38 protein-coding genes are annotated in these 17,520 nt (G+C 70.9%); all 38 read left to right on the forward strand.

Going from position 1 to position 17,520, the window contains the following annotated elements:
- The gene (locus BSB02_RS27205) at nucleotides 1–618 is read left to right on the forward strand and encodes a hypothetical protein (protein ID WP_084963292.1); all 618 of its coding nucleotides are present in this window, start codon (nucleotides 1–3) and stop codon (nucleotides 616–618) included.
- Nucleotides 618–1,007, forward strand: a complete 390-nt coding sequence (locus BSB02_RS27210) for a hypothetical protein (RefSeq protein WP_084963294.1) — start codon at nucleotides 618–620, stop codon at nucleotides 1,005–1,007. The genes BSB02_RS27205 and BSB02_RS27210 overlap by 1 nt, the downstream gene beginning before the upstream one ends.
- Nucleotides 1,004–1,294 (forward strand): hypothetical protein, encoded by a 291-nt coding sequence (locus BSB02_RS27215; protein ID WP_084963296.1) that lies wholly within the window; start codon nucleotides 1,004–1,006, stop codon nucleotides 1,292–1,294. Before BSB02_RS27210 ends, BSB02_RS27215 begins: the two co-directional genes overlap by 4 nt.
- Nucleotides 1,295–1,474: a hypothetical protein gene (locus BSB02_RS27220; RefSeq protein WP_084963298.1), complete on the forward strand. Its 180-nt coding sequence runs from the start codon at nucleotides 1,295–1,297 to the stop codon at nucleotides 1,472–1,474. It abuts the gene before it with no gap.
- Nucleotides 1,474–1,827, forward strand: coding sequence for a hypothetical protein (locus BSB02_RS27225; RefSeq protein ID WP_084963300.1), 354 nt, complete (start codon nucleotides 1,474–1,476; stop codon nucleotides 1,825–1,827). Before BSB02_RS27220 ends, BSB02_RS27225 begins: the two co-directional genes overlap by 1 nt.
- Nucleotides 1,824–2,141 carry a hypothetical protein gene (locus BSB02_RS27230; RefSeq protein ID WP_084963301.1) on the forward strand — a complete coding sequence of 106 codons (318 nt, stop codon included), beginning with the start codon at nucleotides 1,824–1,826 and terminating at the stop codon, nucleotides 2,139–2,141. Before BSB02_RS27225 ends, BSB02_RS27230 begins: the two co-directional genes overlap by 4 nt.
- Nucleotides 2,138–2,434, forward strand: coding sequence for a hypothetical protein (locus BSB02_RS27235; protein ID WP_084963303.1), 297 nt, complete (start codon nucleotides 2,138–2,140; stop codon nucleotides 2,432–2,434). The genes BSB02_RS27230 and BSB02_RS27235 overlap by 4 nt, the downstream gene beginning before the upstream one ends.
- Nucleotides 2,434–2,823: a hypothetical protein gene (locus BSB02_RS27240; protein WP_084963305.1), complete on the forward strand. Its 390-nt coding sequence runs from the start codon at nucleotides 2,434–2,436 to the stop codon at nucleotides 2,821–2,823. The genes BSB02_RS27235 and BSB02_RS27240 overlap by 1 nt, the downstream gene beginning before the upstream one ends.
- Complete coding sequence (locus BSB02_RS27245) at nucleotides 2,820–3,878, forward strand: YqaJ viral recombinase family nuclease (RefSeq protein WP_084963307.1); 1,059 nt, start codon at nucleotides 2,820–2,822, stop codon at nucleotides 3,876–3,878. Before BSB02_RS27240 ends, BSB02_RS27245 begins: the two co-directional genes overlap by 4 nt.
- Nucleotides 3,875–4,750 (forward strand): recombinase RecT, encoded by an 876-nt coding sequence (locus tag BSB02_RS27250; RefSeq protein ID WP_084963309.1) that lies wholly within the window; start codon nucleotides 3,875–3,877, stop codon nucleotides 4,748–4,750. The genes BSB02_RS27245 and BSB02_RS27250 overlap by 4 nt, the downstream gene beginning before the upstream one ends.
- Complete coding sequence (locus BSB02_RS39940; protein WP_143591214.1) at nucleotides 4,747–4,890, forward strand: dihydroneopterin aldolase; 144 nt, start codon at nucleotides 4,747–4,749, stop codon at nucleotides 4,888–4,890. The genes BSB02_RS27250 and BSB02_RS39940 overlap by 4 nt, the downstream gene beginning before the upstream one ends.
- Nucleotides 4,887–5,093, forward strand: coding sequence for a hypothetical protein (locus BSB02_RS27255; RefSeq protein WP_084963310.1), 207 nt, complete (start codon nucleotides 4,887–4,889; stop codon nucleotides 5,091–5,093). The genes BSB02_RS39940 and BSB02_RS27255 overlap by 4 nt, the downstream gene beginning before the upstream one ends.
- Complete coding sequence (locus tag BSB02_RS27260; RefSeq protein ID WP_084963312.1) at nucleotides 5,090–5,365, forward strand: hypothetical protein; 276 nt, start codon at nucleotides 5,090–5,092, stop codon at nucleotides 5,363–5,365. The genes BSB02_RS27255 and BSB02_RS27260 overlap by 4 nt, the downstream gene beginning before the upstream one ends.
- Nucleotides 5,362–5,490 carry a hypothetical protein gene (locus tag BSB02_RS43155; protein WP_276206360.1) on the forward strand — a complete coding sequence of 43 codons (129 nt, stop codon included), beginning with the start codon at nucleotides 5,362–5,364 and terminating at the stop codon, nucleotides 5,488–5,490. Before BSB02_RS27260 ends, BSB02_RS43155 begins: the two co-directional genes overlap by 4 nt.
- Nucleotides 5,487–5,837, forward strand: a complete 351-nt coding sequence (locus tag BSB02_RS27265; RefSeq protein WP_084963314.1) for a helix-turn-helix domain-containing protein — start codon at nucleotides 5,487–5,489, stop codon at nucleotides 5,835–5,837. Before BSB02_RS43155 ends, BSB02_RS27265 begins: the two co-directional genes overlap by 4 nt.
- Before the next feature lie 323 nt (nucleotides 5,838–6,160).
- Nucleotides 6,161–6,475: a WhiB family transcriptional regulator gene (locus tag BSB02_RS27270; RefSeq protein WP_084963316.1), complete on the forward strand. Its 315-nt coding sequence runs from the start codon at nucleotides 6,161–6,163 to the stop codon at nucleotides 6,473–6,475.
- Nucleotides 6,472–6,813, forward strand: a complete 342-nt coding sequence (locus tag BSB02_RS27275; protein ID WP_206184910.1) for a hypothetical protein — start codon at nucleotides 6,472–6,474, stop codon at nucleotides 6,811–6,813. The genes BSB02_RS27270 and BSB02_RS27275 overlap by 4 nt, the downstream gene beginning before the upstream one ends.
- Nucleotides 6,814–6,896: 83 nt before the next feature.
- Nucleotides 6,897–7,658: a hypothetical protein gene (locus tag BSB02_RS27280; protein ID WP_084963317.1), complete on the forward strand. Its 762-nt coding sequence runs from the start codon at nucleotides 6,897–6,899 to the stop codon at nucleotides 7,656–7,658.
- Nucleotides 7,655–7,900, forward strand: a complete 246-nt coding sequence (locus tag BSB02_RS27285) for a hypothetical protein (RefSeq protein ID WP_084963319.1) — start codon at nucleotides 7,655–7,657, stop codon at nucleotides 7,898–7,900. The genes BSB02_RS27280 and BSB02_RS27285 overlap by 4 nt, the downstream gene beginning before the upstream one ends.
- Nucleotides 7,900–8,565, forward strand: coding sequence for a 3'-5' exonuclease (locus tag BSB02_RS27290; protein ID WP_084963321.1), 666 nt, complete (start codon nucleotides 7,900–7,902; stop codon nucleotides 8,563–8,565). Before BSB02_RS27285 ends, BSB02_RS27290 begins: the two co-directional genes overlap by 1 nt.
- Nucleotides 8,565–8,753, forward strand: coding sequence for a hypothetical protein (locus BSB02_RS27295; protein WP_084963323.1), 189 nt, complete (start codon nucleotides 8,565–8,567; stop codon nucleotides 8,751–8,753). Before BSB02_RS27290 ends, BSB02_RS27295 begins: the two co-directional genes overlap by 1 nt.
- Complete coding sequence (locus BSB02_RS27300; protein ID WP_084963327.1) at nucleotides 8,750–9,949, forward strand: DNA-methyltransferase; 1,200 nt, start codon at nucleotides 8,750–8,752, stop codon at nucleotides 9,947–9,949. The genes BSB02_RS27295 and BSB02_RS27300 overlap by 4 nt, the downstream gene beginning before the upstream one ends.
- A complete protein-coding gene (locus tag BSB02_RS27305; protein WP_084963329.1) occupies nucleotides 9,946–10,500 on the forward strand; it encodes a hypothetical protein in 555 nt (184 codons plus the stop codon). The genes BSB02_RS27300 and BSB02_RS27305 overlap by 4 nt, the downstream gene beginning before the upstream one ends.
- Entirely contained in the window at nucleotides 10,497–11,060 is a 564-nt protein-coding gene (locus BSB02_RS27310; RefSeq protein ID WP_084963331.1) for a hypothetical protein, read from the forward strand. Before BSB02_RS27305 ends, BSB02_RS27310 begins: the two co-directional genes overlap by 4 nt.
- Nucleotides 11,057–11,497 carry a RusA family crossover junction endodeoxyribonuclease gene (locus BSB02_RS27315; RefSeq protein ID WP_084963333.1) on the forward strand — a complete coding sequence of 147 codons (441 nt, stop codon included), beginning with the start codon at nucleotides 11,057–11,059 and terminating at the stop codon, nucleotides 11,495–11,497. Before BSB02_RS27310 ends, BSB02_RS27315 begins: the two co-directional genes overlap by 4 nt.
- Complete coding sequence (locus BSB02_RS41605; RefSeq protein WP_206184911.1) at nucleotides 11,494–12,042, forward strand: hypothetical protein; 549 nt, start codon at nucleotides 11,494–11,496, stop codon at nucleotides 12,040–12,042. The genes BSB02_RS27315 and BSB02_RS41605 overlap by 4 nt, the downstream gene beginning before the upstream one ends.
- Entirely contained in the window at nucleotides 12,042–12,407 is a 366-nt protein-coding gene (locus tag BSB02_RS27325) for a hypothetical protein (protein ID WP_084963335.1), read from the forward strand. The genes BSB02_RS41605 and BSB02_RS27325 overlap by 1 nt, the downstream gene beginning before the upstream one ends.
- A 9-nt stretch (nucleotides 12,408–12,416) precedes the next feature.
- Complete coding sequence (locus BSB02_RS27330; RefSeq protein WP_084963337.1) at nucleotides 12,417–12,824, forward strand: DUF6205 family protein; 408 nt, start codon at nucleotides 12,417–12,419, stop codon at nucleotides 12,822–12,824.
- Nucleotides 12,821–13,270 (forward strand): PadR family transcriptional regulator, encoded by a 450-nt coding sequence (locus BSB02_RS41610; RefSeq protein ID WP_206184912.1) that lies wholly within the window; start codon nucleotides 12,821–12,823, stop codon nucleotides 13,268–13,270. Before BSB02_RS27330 ends, BSB02_RS41610 begins: the two co-directional genes overlap by 4 nt.
- Nucleotides 13,267–13,521, forward strand: a complete 255-nt coding sequence (locus BSB02_RS27340; RefSeq protein ID WP_084963338.1) for a helix-turn-helix domain-containing protein — start codon at nucleotides 13,267–13,269, stop codon at nucleotides 13,519–13,521. The genes BSB02_RS41610 and BSB02_RS27340 overlap by 4 nt, the downstream gene beginning before the upstream one ends.
- Before the next feature lie 32 nt (nucleotides 13,522–13,553).
- A complete protein-coding gene (locus BSB02_RS27345) occupies nucleotides 13,554–13,757 on the forward strand; it encodes a hypothetical protein (RefSeq protein WP_084963340.1) in 204 nt (67 codons plus the stop codon).
- Nucleotides 13,750–13,986 (forward strand): hypothetical protein, encoded by a 237-nt coding sequence (locus BSB02_RS27350; protein WP_084963343.1) that lies wholly within the window; start codon nucleotides 13,750–13,752, stop codon nucleotides 13,984–13,986. Before BSB02_RS27345 ends, BSB02_RS27350 begins: the two co-directional genes overlap by 8 nt.
- Nucleotides 13,979–14,488 carry a winged helix-turn-helix domain-containing protein gene (locus BSB02_RS27355; RefSeq protein ID WP_084963345.1) on the forward strand — a complete coding sequence of 170 codons (510 nt, stop codon included), beginning with the start codon at nucleotides 13,979–13,981 and terminating at the stop codon, nucleotides 14,486–14,488. The genes BSB02_RS27350 and BSB02_RS27355 overlap by 8 nt, the downstream gene beginning before the upstream one ends.
- Nucleotides 14,485–15,414, forward strand: coding sequence for a hypothetical protein (locus BSB02_RS27360; protein ID WP_084963346.1), 930 nt, complete (start codon nucleotides 14,485–14,487; stop codon nucleotides 15,412–15,414). Before BSB02_RS27355 ends, BSB02_RS27360 begins: the two co-directional genes overlap by 4 nt.
- 356 nt (nucleotides 15,415–15,770) lie before the next feature.
- On the forward strand, nucleotides 15,771–16,406 hold the full coding sequence (locus tag BSB02_RS27365) for a hypothetical protein (RefSeq protein WP_084963348.1): 636 nt from the start codon (nucleotides 15,771–15,773) through the stop codon (nucleotides 16,404–16,406).
- 139 nt (nucleotides 16,407–16,545) lie between these two features.
- The gene (locus tag BSB02_RS27370) at nucleotides 16,546–16,839 is read left to right on the forward strand and encodes a hypothetical protein (protein ID WP_084963351.1); all 294 of its coding nucleotides are present in this window, start codon (nucleotides 16,546–16,548) and stop codon (nucleotides 16,837–16,839) included.
- Nucleotides 16,836–17,033, forward strand: a complete 198-nt coding sequence (locus tag BSB02_RS27375) for a hypothetical protein (protein WP_084963353.1) — start codon at nucleotides 16,836–16,838, stop codon at nucleotides 17,031–17,033. The genes BSB02_RS27370 and BSB02_RS27375 overlap by 4 nt, the downstream gene beginning before the upstream one ends.
- Nucleotides 17,026–17,472, forward strand: coding sequence for a DUF6221 family protein (locus BSB02_RS39950; RefSeq protein ID WP_143591216.1), 447 nt, complete (start codon nucleotides 17,026–17,028; stop codon nucleotides 17,470–17,472). The genes BSB02_RS27375 and BSB02_RS39950 overlap by 8 nt, the downstream gene beginning before the upstream one ends.
- Nucleotides 17,473–17,520: the final 48 nt, after the last annotated feature.

A 17,520-nucleotide genomic window follows, 5' to 3' on the forward strand; every position in this document is an offset into this window, starting at 1 on the left:
ATGGCCGTCAACGCGCTCCTCCTCCGCGCCACGCTGGCGCACATCGAGGCACATCCGGAGACCTGGAACCAGAAGGTCTACCGCTGCAAGAGCGGCATGTGCTTCGCCGGGTGGGCCGCCGAGCTCGCGGGCGGCCGGTGGATCACTCAGGACCCGACTGCGCCGTTCTCGTTGTATCTCGCGGCGGACCGCGACGACGACCCCGACTACGTGCGCGAGTTCCCGCTGGTGGGCCGGGTCATCGACGTGGATGACCGCGCCAGGCAGGTGCTGGGTCTCGATGACGACCAGGCCGACGAGCTGTTCAGCGCCGACAACGGCATCGACGACATCCGTCGGATCGTCGGCGAGCTGATCAACACGGTGCACCACGTGACGATCCGGCTCGTCCCGGACGACCAGCGCGGTGTCGACGAGGTCGTGGACGGCCGTGCCCCGCTGGAGATCCTGGAGCGTCACCCCGACCGGGCCCCGGTGATCCACGGCACCGAGCTGGGCATCCCGCGCGAGCAGCTGCGCGACCGGGCCCGCGCGACGGCTGACCGGCTCGGCGTGCCGTACATCGACCCGATCGACCTCGCCGCCCTGGCCCTGCTGCCAGTGGAGGTGACGGTCTGATGGTCAACACCACGCTGCTCAGGCAGACCCTGGCGCACATCCTTCGTCATCCCGAGGGCTGGCGGCAGTCCACCTGGCGGTGCGGCACCACCGCATGCTTCGCCGGGTGGGCCGCGATCCTGGCCGGCGGCCGGTGGCTCCTGGAGGTGGACGACGGCACGCCCGCCGCCCTCTACTTGGTGGCCGCCGAGGAGGAGATCCGCGAGGGCCTGGCCCTGGAGCACGTCCTCCCGGGCGGCGACATCGGCCGCGGCGTCTTCGTGGCCGACCGCGCCCAGCGCGTCCTTGGGCTCACCGCCGACCAGCGCACGCGGCTGTTCGCCAGCACCAACGACCTCTCGCGGCTGCATGTGATCGTCAGCCAGCTGTGCGAGGAGGCGGCGGCATGATGCAGCTCACGACCACCGTCTTCCTCGGCGAGTTCGAGGCGTACACCGTCGAGCATGTCGCCCGCCGCCCCGGCGGCGACCTCGACGCCGTGGTGTCGGCCACGCCGTACGACCACCGTCCCCGCGCCTACCTGCCGTTCCGCCGCTGCGAGGGCCAGTGGCGGCCGCTGGCCGGCCGGGCGCACGACCTGGAGTCCGCTGTCCGCCTGGCGGAGCACGAGCTGCGCTACGCCGGGTGGGACAGCCCTGAGCTGGCCGCCGTGCTGGCCACCCTGGAGGTGGCGTAGATGGCGCCCAACCTCGTCGACATGATGCGCGAAGTCACGCGCGAGCTGCCCACTGACTACCTCGTGAGCCAGCGGCGGCGCGGGATCGCCTACGACTGGGCGACCCCGTTCGGATCGGAAGTGCGGCAGGCGATCGAGTCCACGCTCGCCGAGCGCGGCATCCCCTTGGAGGACTCCTGATGGCCGTACCCACCTTCGAGATGGGCGAGGTCGCCCCGCACGAGGTGCGGCACGTCCTGGATGACATCTGGTCCACGCTTCTCATCGGCAGGCGGAAGTTCACGGCCCGCCGTGACGACCTGGAGCAGATCCGCGAGGCGCGCGAGCTCGCCCAGGCCATCGCCGCGCAGGCCGCCTTCTGGGAGAAGGACCTGGCCGCCATCGAGGCCGCGCTCACCCAGACCCCGGACCCCGACGAGCCGTTCGGCGGCGACGACCCCGAGCTGGACGCCGCCGTCGCCCGCGTCGCCGAGCTCGCCGAGGCCAACCGCGACGACGTGGAGCGTGCCATCGAGGAAGGAGAGCAGCCGTGACCGGCCGCCACCGCCGCACGGGCGAGCTGACCGAGCCGATGCCCGTCGTCCGGCCGACCGCGCCGCCGATCGACCCCGAGCCGGAGACCGCGACCATGCCCGCCCTCACCCCGGCCGACGTCGCCGAGTGGGAACGCCTCCGCAAGGAGATCACCGACCCGGACGAGTGGCTGGCACCCCTCCGCACGGGCGGGACCCGGGTCGAGCACCGCATGCGGCAGACCATGCGCGAGCGCGGGCTGCTGCTGGCCAAGCGGGTCAGCCGCCGTGCCCGCCGCCTCCGCGCGGCCCTCTGGAAGGGAGAGCGGGGATGACGTACCGCCCGCTGTGGCCCGAGTGGAGCTCCAAGACCCGCGACGTGATCGACCAGTTCATGGAAGCCCTGAACGACGAAGGCCGCGCGGCCGTCGGCGGCCTGGCCGACTTTGTCGGCGAGCAGATCCGCCAGGAATTCCCCGACCTCGATCACGGCATCGTCGGCTGGATCACCATGCGCGCGTGCTCCCACCTCGGCGCACTCGCCAACCAGTCATCCGCCATCGACGCCGAGACCCTCGCCATGGTCGGCCTCCTCGCCGGCCAGAGCATCGAGGCGGGTGAGGCGTGATGACCGAGCGCACGTACGAGCCCGGCGAGATCGTCGACATCCACATCGAGGACGCCCGCGTCGTCGAGTGCAAGGGCGGCTCCCTCGCCTTCGAGTACGCCGTGATCCGTAGCGAGGGAGGAGTGAACGCTCGGTCGCAGGTCCAGCACGATGCGGACAACGTCAGGATCACTCGTCTGCTGCCCGCCATCGCGCCCAAGAACGGCGAGCTGTGGCGAGACGCGACTGGCCGCCACTGGCTCGCCGCCGCCGTCGACGACCCCACCAGCACCTTCCACGGCCAGGTGCGACTCTTCAGACCTGGCTGCGGAGCGGCCGGAGTCGCCGTATCCCACGTCCACCAGCACGACGGACCGCTCACACCTGTGTACCGGGACGGCGAATCATGAGCACGGATCTGCTGACCCCGACCGCGCGCCTGCTCGCACCGTCCGGCCTGTCACGCGACGAGTGGCTCAAGGTCCGGCGGCAGGGAATCGGCGGCTCCGACGTGGCCGCCATCCTCGGCATGGACCGACGCCGCGGACCACTGGAGGTCTACCTCGACAAGCGCGGCGAGCTGGAGCAGCAGCGCGACGTCCAGCTGGAGCGCTCCGCGCGACGCGGGGACCGGCTCGAAGGGCTGGTCGCCGAGTTCTTCGGCGAGGAGACCGGCCGCTGGGTCGTCGACTCGCCCGGCACGCTCCAGCACGCCGAACGGCCATACATGCTGGCCAACCCCGACCGGTTCAGCTTCCTCGCCGACGGCGACGACCTGTCCGACCCCGCCGTGCTGGAATGCAAGACCCGCACCTGGCGATCCGCCCGACGCGAGGACTGGCACGGCGAGGAACCACCAGACGGCCCCGCCCTCCAGGCCTACTGGTACTGCGCCGTCACCGGCTACACCAAGGCCCACGTCGCCGGCCTGGTCGACGACGACTTCATCTACTTCGAGCTCGCGCACGACGCCGAGCTCATCGACCACCTGGTCAAGGTCGTCAGCGACTTCTGGCACAACCACGTCGTGGCCGGCGTGCCGCCCGAGCCGGGCGACCTGGAGTCCACCGGCGAACTGCTGAACCACCTGTGGGACGTCAGCGCCGACTCGGTGAAGCTCTTCACCCCCGAGGAGGTCGCCGAAGCCGACAAGCTGCTGGCCCGCCGCGAGGAGATCATCCGCGAGCGGAAGAAGCTGAAGCGCGAGCTCGGCGCCGTCGAGAACAAGCTCAAGGCACGCCTCGGCGACGCGGAGATCGCGCTCGCCCCCGGCCGCGAGCTCTACAGCTGGCGCCGCAACGGCAACTTCGCACCCAAGCGCTTCCGCGAGGCACACCCTGACCTCGCCGCCGCCCATCGGCGCCAGGTCGACGCCCTCGACATCGAGGCCATCAAGACCCACCACCCCGACGAGTATCGGGCCCACCGCGCCCGCGTGCTCCGCGTCCCCGGGAGTACCTCATGACGCTCAAGGACAGAGTCGCCCAGCGCGCCACCGGCCAGACCGGCGGCCAGGCCGTCGAGCTCCGCCGACAGAAGGTGGCCACGGCCCGGCAGTTGTTCCAGCAGATGAAGCCGCAGTTCGCTGCCGCGCTGCCTAAGCACGTCGGCGTGGACCGGTTCCTGCGCATGGCGCTGACCTGCGTGCAGAAGAACGAGAAGCTTCTCGACTGCACCCAGGAGTCGATCCTCGCCGCGCTCCTGGAGTCGGCGCGGCTCGGGCTGGAGCCCGGCACGAAGCAGGCCGCGATCGTGCCGATGGGCCGTGAGGCCACCTTCATCGCGCAGTGGCAGGGCCTGGTGGAGCTCATGTACCGCTCGGGCCAGGTCACCTCGGTGGTCGCCGAGTTCATCCACGAGAACGACCCGTGGGAGTACAAGATCGGCGACGGGGGCGGGTTCTGGCACCGTCCGAACCTCCTGGCCTCGCCCGAGGAGCGTGGCCCGATCGTGCTCGTCTACGCCTTCGCTGAGATCAAGGGCGGCGGCCGCTCGAAGATCGTCACCCTGAACCGCCAGCAGGCCATCGAGATCCGCGACAAGTACAGCAAGAACTACGCCCGCGCCGAAGCCAACGGCAAGCGCAACTCCACCTGGCACACCGAGTTCGACGCCATGTGGCGCAAGTCCGCCGTGCGGCGCCTGGCCGACTGGGTCCCCCAGAGCCCCGAACTCCGCGAGCTCCTTCAGCGCGAGAACGAAGCGGGCGAGAGCGAGCTGCCCGAGGTCGACTTCGTTGAGGGCGAGGTCCTGTCCGACTCCGATGAGGCCGTCGACGAGAGCCCGAGCGCGGGCGACGACTGGCCGCAGGCCACGAAGCCAGGGGAGGGCGCGTGATGGCCGACGACCGCTACGACCTGATCGAGCAGGCCACCCGCCTCGCCGAGGACATCGCCCGCGAGGTCCGAGAGGAGAAGGCCGGCGTACGGCGCATCACCCCGGCCGACAGCAAGCAGGCGGGAGGCAAGAAGAAGTGACCGAGATCGGGCGCCTCCTGTGCGTCATCGCCGCGTGGGCCGTGTGGACCCTCCTCGTGGTCGCCGCGCTCAAGGCCGCGGGCCGGGCCGCCTGGTGGGCCGTGCGCCGCGTCCGCGGCTGGCGGGACCTCCGTCGGCTTCGGCCGCTCGCCGCCCGCACGTGGCCGGATCGCGAGTACGAACCGACCGGGGGTGACTCGTGACCCACAAGGAGATCGTCGCCCGCCTGCGCAGGCTCGCCGCCCAGAAGCCGACCGACGTTTACCGCGCCGTGCTGGCCCTGGCCGACGAGATCGAGCGCGCGCCCGAGCCGGACGGCGAGCCCGCGCAGGTGCCGCTCGCCGACGACGACATCGAGGCCCTCGTGCGCGCCACCCAGCCGCCCGCCAGGCCGTGGGCGCCGCTCATCCCCAGGGGACGCGGCGCCACTCGCCCCGGCCGTGGCCTCGTGCTCCCGTTCCGGAGGCGACGATGAGGACGCTCCTGACCCGCGTCGGCCGGTGGATGGACGCCACCAGCCCGGGGCACGCCGCCGCCGTCCTGACGCTGATCTGGCTGCTCACGATAGTCGTCTCCTGGCTCACCGGGAGGGCCGCATGAGGCAGACCCTCACGATCACCTTCGGCCTCGACACCGACAAGAGCGTCGAGCAGGCCATCCAGCTCATCGAGCGGTGGCTTGCTGATGAGCTCGCCGTCGAGCAGTGGCTGAGGCCGCTCAAGGTCTCCAGCGTCATGTTCGAGGCCGAAGGGCTGCCCATCCCCGACAGCGGCCTGAAGCTCGCCCGCCGCCGCAAGGCACTCCACCTCACGCAGGCTGAGCTCGCCGAGCGCGCCGGCATCTCACGCCGTGCCCTCTCCAAGGTCGAGCGCGGCGAGCTGACTCTCGCGAGCGACAGCGCCATCCGCATCCGCCGCGCCCTCACCGAGCTGGAGGCCGGACGATGACCAGACCCGCCGCCGCCGTCGAGCCGACCTTTTCCTTTCGGGGTCGCGAGCTCCGGCCGCGGCGTGCCCACGGACTGCTTCTCGCGGAGCCGGTCGCGTGGGCCATGCCAGGCGACGGAGTGGTAGCCGTCGCCGGGCATGCGCCGGGCGAGACCTTCCCCTCACCCGGCCGCCCGCCTCGCCCCACTTGGGGGGTGGGGGCGAGGCGGGCCACCACACGTCCGGGCCCCGCGGGACCGGGGGGACCCCGCCGGGCCCGGACATCCACCGCCCGGCCCTGGGCTGCCGCGTCGCCCAGGGCCGGGCACCCCTGGAGGGACGCCATGCACTCACGCGACCGTTACGGGGCCTGGGGCCTCGACACCCCGCACGCCGACGACTGGCGCGAGCTCGCGGCCTGCCGCGACCACCCCGACCCTGACCTGTGGTTCCCAGCGATCGGCCCGGGCGGCCCCGATACGGCCCAACGGGAACGGCGCGCCTACGCGCCGGCCCGCCGCGTCTGCCGCGACTGCCCCGTGTGGCGGGACTGCCTCGACTACGCGCTCACGCGGGGCGAGCGGTGGGGCATGTACGGCGGGCTGACGCCCCGGGAGCGCAAGAGCACGCGCCTCCTCAAGAAGGCCGGGGTCGCGTGATGCCCATCCGACCCGAGGAGCGCGCCAGGTACCCGAAGGACTGGCCGATGGTCAGCTGGCACATCAGGTTCGAGCGCGCCGCCGGCCAGTGCGAGTGCCTCGGCGAGTGCGGCCATGACCACGGCGGCCGATGCGCCGCCCGCCACGGCGAACCGCACCCGGTGACCGGCTCCAAGGTCGTGCTCACCACTGCGCACCGCGACCACACGCCGGAGCACTGCGCGTACGACAACCTATTCGCCGCGTGCCAGAGGTGTCACCTGGCTTATGACGCCGACCGTCACCGCGAGAACGCGGCCCGCACCCGCGCCGCTCGAAGACGGGCTGGTCTGACGTGATGATCCGGCTCGCGACAAGGAGGTACTGCGCTCATGGACTCGCCCGACCCGGCTACCGGGTCACGAGAGACGGACTGCGCCTGGTGACGTGGTTCAAGGTAGACGACTCGTTCTACGACCACCCCAAGGTCTTCGATGCGCCCGACTGCGCCGTGGCGTTGTGGGTCCGCGCCGGCGCTTGGTCAGCACGCAACCTGACAGACGGTTTCGTGCCCGCCAAGCTGCCCGCCCGGATGTGCGACGACCCCGAGACCGCAGTGCGGGAACTCGTGGATCGCGGGCTGTGGCGGCGAACGAGGGGTGGCTACCAGTTCCACGACTGGACCACGTACCAGCCGTCAGCGGAGAAGGTCCGAGACCTGAGGAGGAAGCGCGCTGAGGCGGGACGGAAGGGAGGTCAGGCCAAGGCCGCGAACCAAACGGCTGACAACCGGCTAGCAAATGCTAGCGGCGTTGCTAAGCAAAATCCTGCCCCGTCCCGTCCCGACCCGAAGGGTCGAACCCCTACGGGGTTCGACCCAAGGGGAGGTACTCAGTCGTCGTCTCTTACGGACCGTAACGCGCGTGCGACCCAGGACGACGACGACTCGAAGATCGACCACAGGATCATCGAGCTGCTACGCGAGCTGACCGGCCGCACCGTCACGCCCGCCCACGCAGCGACGATCCGACGGCAAATCCTCGACGGCCGCGCCGTCGACAAGCCGCTCAACTACGTCAGCCGGGCCATCCGCGAGCGACCGCGGGACTTCCTGCCCGCCGACGCCCCGCGCGAGACGTGCCCCATCCACCTGCTCGAACAGCCCTGCCGCAGCTGTGCGGCCGACCTGAAGGCGGGATCATGACCGACCCCTTCGACCGCGACGCGGGCCGCCTGGAAGCCGCGATCGCCCGCTGGCTCACCGACCACGACGTGTCCGACCCGGCCGCCGGCGCCGCCGAGCTCCTGCTCATGGTCCGCGGCCACGGCTGGCGGCCGGTCGAGGCGCTGCAGCCGCCGACCGTCGACCAGCGGCCGTCCGCGCCGACCGAGGAGTTCCGCCGCGCCAAGGCGGCGCTCGCCGCCCGCGCCGAGAGGAGCTCCTGATGCCCCACCTCGTGTTCCTGGACACCGAGACGACTTCGCTGGATGACACCCGCGGCGAGGTGTGGGAGATCGCCGCCATCGTGCGCCGCGACGGCCACGACGACGTCGAGTACCTGTGGCAGATCCGGCCCAACCTATCCACGGCAGACCCCATGTCGCTACGGATCAGCCGCTACTACGAACGGCGGGTGCTCGGTATCCACGCGCCCGGCGAGGCGGTCGCGCTCATCGACCCCGACGAGGATAGCCGCCGCTTCACCGGCGCCGCGGCCGTCGCGAACAAACTCGCCCAGCTGCTCGAAGGGGCGCACGTCGTTGGTGCCGTGCCGGACTTCGACTTCCGGTTCCTGCGGCGCTTCCTCGCCAGGTACGGCGAGTGCTGGACAGCCCACTACCACCTGATCAACGTCGAGGCCCTCGCGGTCGGCTACCTGTACGGGGTGGTGGCTGGCCACCACGACTACGCCACAGACGGCCCGGACGGCACGCGGCAGCCCGAAGGTTCGGAGTTCCACCCGGCGAACAGCCTGCCGTCGCTGCCCTGGAAGTCCCTGGACCTGTACCGGGCCGTCGGCGTCGACCCAGCTCGGCACGAGGAGCACACCGCTCTCGGCGACGCCCGGCTCGTGCGCGCCGTCTACGACGCGATCACCGGAGGTGCCTGATGCCCCGGGTCATCGTCGCCATCGAATACGTCGCCGGCGCCCGCAAGCAGGCCGCCTGCCGTACCGGCTCCTGTGGCTGGCGCGGCACGAGGCACATCGTCCTGGCCGATGCCGAGGAGGAGGCCCGCGCCCATCGGCAGTGGCACCGCGCCCAGCAGCCCGTCCCGGACGTGGAGGCCAGCGCATGACGCTCGCGATCGTGCGGGGCGATGCTCGGGCACTCCCACTGGCGGACTTGTCTGTCGACCTGGTCGTGACGAGCCCGCCCTACTGGGGGCTGCGCGACTACCGCGACGGCGACGCCAGCCTGGCTGGGCAGATCGGGAACGAGCCCACGCCCTGGGAGTACCTGGAGGCGCTATGGGACTGCACCCGAGAGTGGATGCGCGTACTCAAGCCGACCGGCTCGCTGTGGTTGAACCTCGGGGATGCCTACAACTCGACCAGCCGCCAGACACGCGTTCCGCCTGTCGGCAGGACCGCCCAGGTCGGCCACACGAAGGCTGGCATGCAGGGCCAGTCCTACACCCCCGACCTGAAGGTCAAGAGCCTGCTCGGACTCCCGTGGCGGTATGCGCTCGGCTGCATCGACCAGCTCGGGCTCATCCTGCGGGCCGAGGTGATCTGGGGCAAGCCGAATGGTCTGCCGGAGAGCGTCACCGACCGGGTGCGCCGAAGTCACGAACACTGGTTCCACTTCACGCTCCAGCTCCGCTACTACTCGGCGGTTGACGAGATCCGGGAGCCTGCCAGCGACTACGCACGTCGGCCGGGCGTACGGCGGGAGACGCCTCCGGGCCAGCGGCGTCGGGCGATGGCCGACACGGTGAACCCGCTCGGTGCGCTGCCGGGCAGCGTGTGGGAGGTCGCCACCCAGCCGCTCAACGTTCCCGACCATCTCGGCGTCGACCACTACGCCGCGTTTCCGATGGAGTTCCCGCGGCGGATCATCCGCGGCTGGTCCCCGCCCGGCATCTGCACCGCGTGTGGTGAAGGTCGGCGGCCTGTGGTCCACAAAGCCACCCTCGGTCAAGACAACTCCTACGACCGAGCAGGCGGCCGGAACACCGCCCGCCCAAAGGCGTGGCTCGCGCTCAAGGCCGCCAACCCTGATCGCATCGTCGGCTACGCCTGCGCCTGCTCCGAGCCGACTGCCCCCGTACGGCCAGCTGTGGTGCTCGACCCGTTCGGCGGGACCGGCACCACTGCCCTCGTCGCCTCCGTCCTCGGCCGTATCGGCATCAGCGTCGACAGGTCCGCCGACTACTGCCGCATCGCCCAGTGGCGCACCACCGACCCCGGCGAGCGGGCCAGGGCCATGCAGGTACCCAAGCCACCGCTCCCGCCTGAAGGGCAGCCCAGCCTGTTCGAGGAGATCGCATGACGCGCGCCACCCGGCTCGCCGTCGCGAGCCTCACCCGGATTTGCCGCCTGGTCGCCGACGGCGATCGGCTGTTCACCCTGGCCACCGGCACAGACGGCCATCGATTCGCCGCCTGGCCGTACGGCTGCATCCAGCTGCCCCGCGACCTCGTGCGCTCCTGGGGGACGCCGATCGACGGCACCTACCGCCTGTACGGCAGCGGCACCATCGAGGCCGCGGAGCTGAAGGGCTTCGGGCCCGAGCTGGTCGTCGCCGAGATGCTGCCGCGCCTGGCCCTGCTCACCCGGCACACGGTGACGGCGACGCCGTGGATGTACGAGCGCGACGGGTACGTGCGGCGGCTCCTCGTCCGCGACGACGGCGAGCAGGCGATCGTCGACCAGGAGCTGTGGCGGGCGTGGTCCAGCGTGCTGGACCTCCCGGCCTACCAGGTCGGCTCCAAGCACGGCATGGTCGTCTGGGCGCCAGCGGTGGACGTGACTGCGGTGGCCGGGCTGCTGCCGGTCTACTCGCCCGTCGCCCTGGCCCCACCCGAGGCGGCGATCGCATGACGGCCTGGACCGATGTGCACGCCGCCGTCCCGACGCTCATCGAGGCGCTCGCCTCGTGCGACGGCGCGACCATGGAATGCCTGGCCGCCTACCTCGCCGAGGTGATCGCCGCGGGCGGTGACCTGCTGTGGCAGTGGCCCGGCGGCGACCTGCCCGCCTCCGCCCTCGCGCTCGGTGAATCCGGCCGCGCGGCGGCAACGCCGCTGGAGGTGGCGCAAGCCTGCGCGCTCGGCATCGCCGTGCTGGCGTATGCGCCGGGCGGGGTCACGGTGGCCGGTCAGCACTGGTGTACGGCCCGCCACCGCGGCTGCCGGGGCAACGCGCTGTTCGGCGACCTCGACACTGACATCGCCCCCGGCGAAGGATCGGTGTACACCCCGATCTGGCTGGCGTTCGAAGTGGCGTCCCGGCCGCTGGCAGCCGCAACCTGGCGGCCCGGCCCGCTGCAGACCGACGACACGCAGGCGTGGCGCCGCCGTCCCGACCCCAAGCCGGTTGCGTGGTCGCTGCGCGCGAGACGCCGTAGGCGCCTGGCTCAAGCTCCGCTGGAGGCGTCATGACGCCCCCGCTGCTCACCATCACCGTCGTCGGCACGCCGGCCCCGCAGGGCAGCAAGCGGCATGTCGGCCGGGGCGTCATGGTCGAGTCCAGCAAGGCGGTCCGGCCGTGGCGTGAGGCGGTCAAGTGGGCGGCGCTGGCCCGCGTCAGCCGGTCGGGGCCGCCGCTGGATGAGCCGCTCGCCGTGGAGATGTGCTTCACCCTCGCCCGGCCCAAGAGCGCGCCCAAGCGCCGCCGTCACCCGGACCGCATGCCGGATCTGAGCAAGTTGGTCCGCTCGACCGAGGACGCGCTGACCGACGCGGGCGTGTGGGCCGACGACGCCCGGGTTGTCGCCTGCCGTGCCCGCAAGGTCTACGCCGGTTCGCCGGACCCCGACGCCCTGCCCGTGCCGGGCGCCGTCATCAAGATCTGGCCCATCACCGAAGGAGCCGCATGACCGCCGTCAAGCTCGACTCGAAGATCACCACGTACGTGGAGAAGGCCCTGGAGGGCTGGGCCGCGGAGATGTTCGCCAAGCGCGGCGGCCACTGGCCCGCCGTCATCGAGCTGGCCCACGTCGAGCGTGCCGAGCCGGCAGAGACCGAGGACAAGCAGGAGACCGTCAAGCTCCGCATTACCCAGCTTGAGGTCCCGGGTCCTGACCACCAGGAGAAGATCCGCGAAGTCCTCAAGGCGCTCTACACGGTGCGCACCGCCGAGGGCACCCTCGACGACGAGAACATCACCGGCTACGGCATCCACCGCGACAACCTCCGCCGCGCCGCCGACGACCTCATCTGGCCGCCCCGCCCCGGCGACCTCTGGCGCGACGACGAGGGCCGCCCCTGGTTCGCCGTCGAGACCGACGACTACATCGTCCGCCTCGTCGACGAGGCCGGCCGCCAGGAGAACCCCGAGGTGCTGGTGGGCACGCGGCGGCTCAAGCTCGTCTCCCGCGTCCGCAAGACCAACGAGAACGACCGCCAGGGGAGCCTGATCTGATGGGACTCAACATCAGCCCAGGCGGCGCGAGCTGGAGCTACTCCGGCTTTAACCGCTTCCGTGAGCGTCTCGCCGTGGCCGAAGGGTTTGCCCTCGACGAGATGGAGGGCTTCAAGCCTTTCGATGCGCCTGACACCTGGGTCGGCAAGCGGTGGGACGAGGTGCAGACCTCGTTGAAGCCGCTGCTCGACCACTCCGACTGTGGCGGCTACCTCCTCGCACGGGAATGCGAGGAGGTCCTCCCGCGACTCCGGGAGATCGTCGCCACCTGGCCAGAGACCGACTACGACCGGCGCGCCGCCGAGGCGCTCATCGCAGGCATGGAGCACTGCGTCGAGCACGGCTGCGCGATGGTCTTCCACTGAGGGGGTGTGATGGGGTACGTCAGCTACCTATCCGGCGAGATCATCATCGAGCCGCCCATCCCATGGCGCGAGCTCCAGCACAGCCCCTTCGTCCGCACCCCCGAGCGGAAGGAGTGGGAACGGCTCACCTGGCTCCGCGTCGTCGAGGAGACCAAGGAGACCGACGAGGGCACGCTGACCCGCCGGGAAGCCGTCGCCATCCGCCCCTCCCAGGCCGACGAGCTCCGCGCCCACAGCCTGGTCACCGACGTCCAGGCCATCGTCGACGCGCACGGCGCCGGCCGTACGTTCACCGGCTTCATCCTCGTGCGCGGCGAGGAATCGCCTGACATCTGGCGCGTGGCCATCGAGAACGGCCGCGCCGTCGAGGTGCGTCCCCGCATCGTCTGGCCCGATGGCACCGAGGAGGAGGCGTGATCCGCTTCCTCGGCGCCGTCGGCTTCGCCGCCATCGCCATCCTGATCCGGGCTGAGAACCCCGACGCCAGCACCTACGCCGCGCTCGTCGCCGTCGTGCTCCTGTTCTGGCTCGCCAGCGCCAACGACTGGTGGACCGACGCCCTCCGGCCGCCCCGCCGCGTCGACGGCATCCCCGCCACCAAGTCCATGCGACGCGTCCTCACCGTCCTGCTGTCCGACGCGCCCGGCCTGTCCGGACTCCGCATCGCCGACCTCGGCAAGGTCGGCTACGGCAACGTCTACATCTGCCTCGACCGGCTGGAGATGGCGGGCTGGATCCGCGGCGAGTGGGAGCCTGAGCGCGCTCTCGGGCCACGCCGCCGCTTCTACCGGCTCACCCCGGCCGGCCGTGCCCACGCGCTCGAGCTCCTCCAGCTCGGCGAGCGGAAGGAGCACGCCCCATGATCCCCGAACCTGACCCAATCATCGTCTACCTCACCAAACGCCGCCGCGACCTCGGGCTCAGCCGCGAGGCCCTGGCCCGCAAGACCGGCATCAGCCCCAACACCCTCCGTCTGTGGGAGACCGGCCTGCGCAGCCCTCGCCTGTCGAACCTCCGCATCCTCGAGGCCGCTCTCGGCTGCGAGATCTGGACCAGGGTCGCATTCCCGGGAGGAGGCCAGCGTGCACGAACTCGCGCCGCTCGACGGGCCTGAGCCCGCGCCGAAGCGCAACGAACGGAGGCGTGATGGCTGAGAACCCGCTCGCCTACGAGAACCTCGTCCTGCGCGAGGTGTGCGACCGCCAGCGGAAAGCGCTGGAGGAGATCGCCCGCCGCACCATCCAGCGCGACCTCAACCGGCTCGCCCACGCCGCGCTCGGACACCAGCCCAACCCGTCCACCCAACTGCTGATGGACGAGATCAACCACGAGCGGAGGCCGGATGCCTGAGCACCCGCTGGCCGCCGTCTACATCCTCGGCGTCTACGCCTCCCTCGCCCTCGTCGGCATCCCGCTCACCCTCCGGCCATGGACCGTCGACCTGCTCGCCCGCGAAGCCAGGGTGTCACGCCGCACCTTCGTCGTCGTCGTGGCCGTGGCCTACACCATGCTGTGGCCCATCACCTGGACGATCGCCCTCGCCATGCTGCTCGCCGAACGAAAGGACCGAGATGGCTGACGCCACCCCCCGCATCCGTATCGATATCGACGCCCACCGCGCCTGGATCGGCGACCAATCACTCAAGCTCACCCCCAAAGAATTCGCCGTCCTCGCCTACCTCGCCAGCAACGTCGGCAAGGCCGTCAGGCGCGAGGAACTCATGGGCGAGGTCTGGGGAAGCCGGTACGGCGACAGCAAGACCCTCGACATGCACATCGCCTGGCTGCGACGCAAGCTCGGCGACGACCCCAAGCAGCCCCGCTACGTCACCACCATCCGCAGCGTCGGCTTCCGCCTCGAACCCGGCACCCTCGCCGAGGACACCGAGACCGTCACCGTCCAGCCCACCCGCGTCCTGCTCGTCCGGCCCGGCGACGCCCTCATCATCGGCAACGTCGGCACCATCCCCGAACGAGTCGCCGCCACCGCCGCCGCCCTCCGAGACCAGCTCCAGCTCTCCGCCGTCGTCCTCTTCGCCGGCGACATCGACATGGCCGCCGTCTCCAAAGGTGCGCTATGACCAGCATCATCGACCAGCAGAAGACCGCGGACGCCGAGTACCTGCGCACCGTCATGCCGGTCCTCAAGGACTACGTCAAGACCATCGTGGACGGCGCCGAGCTCGACCGGCTCAAGGCCGTCGCCGAGCGGACCGGCGCGGTCGCCGAGCTGCCGCTGATCAACGCGCTGATCGCCGTGCGCGACGCCGTGACGCGCAAGCCTGCGGCCACAGCCCCGCCCGAGCACACCCAGGCCGGGCCCGCGTTCGTCGCCGTCTACCGCGTGCGGCTCCAGATCATCGACAAGCTGGTGGGCGGCGTGCCCAGCTCGCCCAGCGTCATCAAGTCCTGGCTCAAGACGCGCCTGGAGCTGGGCGACCGCGACCTTCAGGAGCTCGCCGAGGCGACGCTGCGCGAGCGTTTCCCGGACCGGCAGCCGTCCGCCGACGAGCTGGCGCAGGCCGTCCTGGAGTCCGGCGAGGCGGAGGTCAGCGTCAACGGGTTCAAGCGCGCGTCTGACGGCGAGCTGGTCTTCGAGGGCCGCTGCGTGAAGGCGGCGCTCAAGGAGTGGTCCAACTCCGCCTACCCCGGCGTCGACTTCCCCAGCAAGAAGAAGATCGCGAACGGGTTCAGGAAGGGGCTGATGGCCACGCTCGCCGAGCGGGTCTTCGTCCCGGAGATCTACATCGGCCTCGGCGTGTTCGAGCCGACCGGGGTCGAGGAGCGGATCAAGCACGTCAAGACCCCGCAGGGGCCGAGGTCCAGCATCAACCGCGTGGAGTACGTCGAGCGTCCGATCCTGGAGTTCACCGTGCGGGTCCACGACGACTTCCTCAGCGCCGAGGAGTGGGGCCGCATCTGGGAGCGGGGTGAGGACATCGGCCTCGGCGCCGACCGGGGCCGCTCGGACGGGAAGTTCGAGCTGCTCGCCTTCGACCGCCAGTGAGCCAGGCCGGGGCCGTCGCGCCCCGGCCACCCGCGACGCCGTGATCGAGATACGGCTAGCCACCCCAAGCCGACCGGTCAGCCCCAGTCCAGCCGCGCCGCGCCGACATGCCACGCCGCACCGCGCCGTGCCAGGTCTTGCCACGCCGACAAGCCAGTCCCCGCCTCGCCCGCACCGACCAGCCGAGCCAATCCTCGCCCAGCCCGCCCCCCACGACATGCCGAACCGACCCCCGCCTCCCCCGCACCGACTAGCCCTGCCGCGCCGTACCCGCACCGACCAACCGCGCCGTGCCCGACCTGCCCACCCTGGCCAAGCCACGCCGGCCCACAGAAGAGCCAACGAAAGGAGGGACCTTGACGCCCGCCCAGGAAGTCGGCCAGCTGGCCGCCGAACTCAAACCACTCCTGGCCCGACTAGCCGAGCTGCTGCCAGAATCCGTGGCCGACCCCACCAGGGGCACCACGGGTCACCACAAGGTCAGCGGCTCACCCGCACCCTGGCACCCCGAGGCCGGCCCCGTCCTCATGACCATCCACGCTGGCGTCCGCGACCTGGAGCGGCTGCTGCGCTACCAGATCACCGGCCACTCGGGAGAGGACCGCGGCGGCTCGGACGGCAACACCATGGCCGCCCTCGACTCGATTATCCGCCTCGTGCACGGTGTGCCCGACGAGCTCGCCCGCCACGCCGTGCGCGAGCTCAACCGGTGGATCGAGCAGACCCGGCAGATCCGCGACATCGGTGAAAGCGAGCGGTGGATCCCCATCCACGTCCCCAAGGGCCAGCTGCCGCCCGAGTGCCCCTACTGCCGCACCTACTCGCTCCGCGTCGCCCAGGAGTCCGGCCGCGTCCGCTGCACCAACCCCAAGTGCGAGGACGGAAACGGCGAGCGGCCACGAGCCCACATCGAGAAGAATCGGCTCGACGGCAGCGCCGTGCTGGTCTGGGGGGACGGACGCTCCCAGTACTACTACGGGGAGGCATCGTGAAGCGCAGGACTGGCGAGGTCCCAGGAGTGAAGTGGCCAGAGCCCCGAGCGCCGTTGCCCGCTTCCTCCCAGATCATCGAGCCCACTCCCAAAGAACCTGAGCGGTGCGCGAACTGCGGAAAGTGCCCGAGGTGCGGCCGATGAGCACCCACGGCACCTACCTCTGGCTGGAAGTTGTCCAGGGCGTCCCCGGTGACGAAGACCTGCCCGGCTGGATCGACATAGCCTCGGACATCGGCGTCGACCAGTGCGTCCGCATCACCGTCGGCGAGGGCGACCCCAAGACCACGCACGGCCACGAGATCCACCTCAACCCGGACCAGGCCGAAGACGTCGCCAACGCCATCCTCAAGCTCGTCGCCGTACAGCGCCGGCTCGGCAACGACGGAGATTGGGCGGCAAGGACTGTACGTCGGGAGAAGCGCGATGGATGAGCTCGTGGACTTCGAGCTGGAGCTGGAGGACCTGGGTCGGCCGCCGCATCACCGTGTCGGCCGTCAGCAGCGGCGCCGCCGAGCTTACGGTCTACGACGACGACGAGAAGCCCATGACGATCGCCAGCGCGCTCATCGCACCCGAGAACGCGCAAGCACTGGCCGACGCCGTACGGAGGGCTTGCCGTGGATGACCTGACCGCTTTCGTCCGCGCCCGCCTCGACGAGGACGAGCGTGCGGCACGCAGGGCCGCAGAGGTGTGCGGCTGCCACCCACCGGCATCGTCGTGGATCTTCGACGACGAGGCGACAGACGGGAGGATCCTCGTGGTTGACGATCCACATCCTGACGTGAAGCGCAAGCTAGGTCGGCGCTGGAACGGGACATACAACGGGCTGTTCACCGCCGAGCACATCGCCCGCCACGACCCGGCCCGCGTGCTGCGCGAGGTGGAGGCCAGGCGGCGGCTCGTCGGCCTTACCGAGTACATGGGCGGCTGGAACACCGAGCACGACACCCAGGTCACCGAGCACGAGATCCACAGCATGCGCCAGGCCGCCCACGAGATGCTGCGCAACCTGGCCGCGCCGTACGCCGATCACCCCGACTACCAGGAGGAGTGGCGAAGTTAGGGGATTGACGTGCTCCCCGGCATGAATGCCGGGGATTCAGCCTGTGCC

The organism is Thermoactinospora rubra (genome assembly GCF_002093975.1).
GTDB classification, from domain to species: Bacteria; Actinomycetota; Actinomycetes; order Streptosporangiales; family Streptosporangiaceae; genus Nonomuraea; species Nonomuraea rubra_A.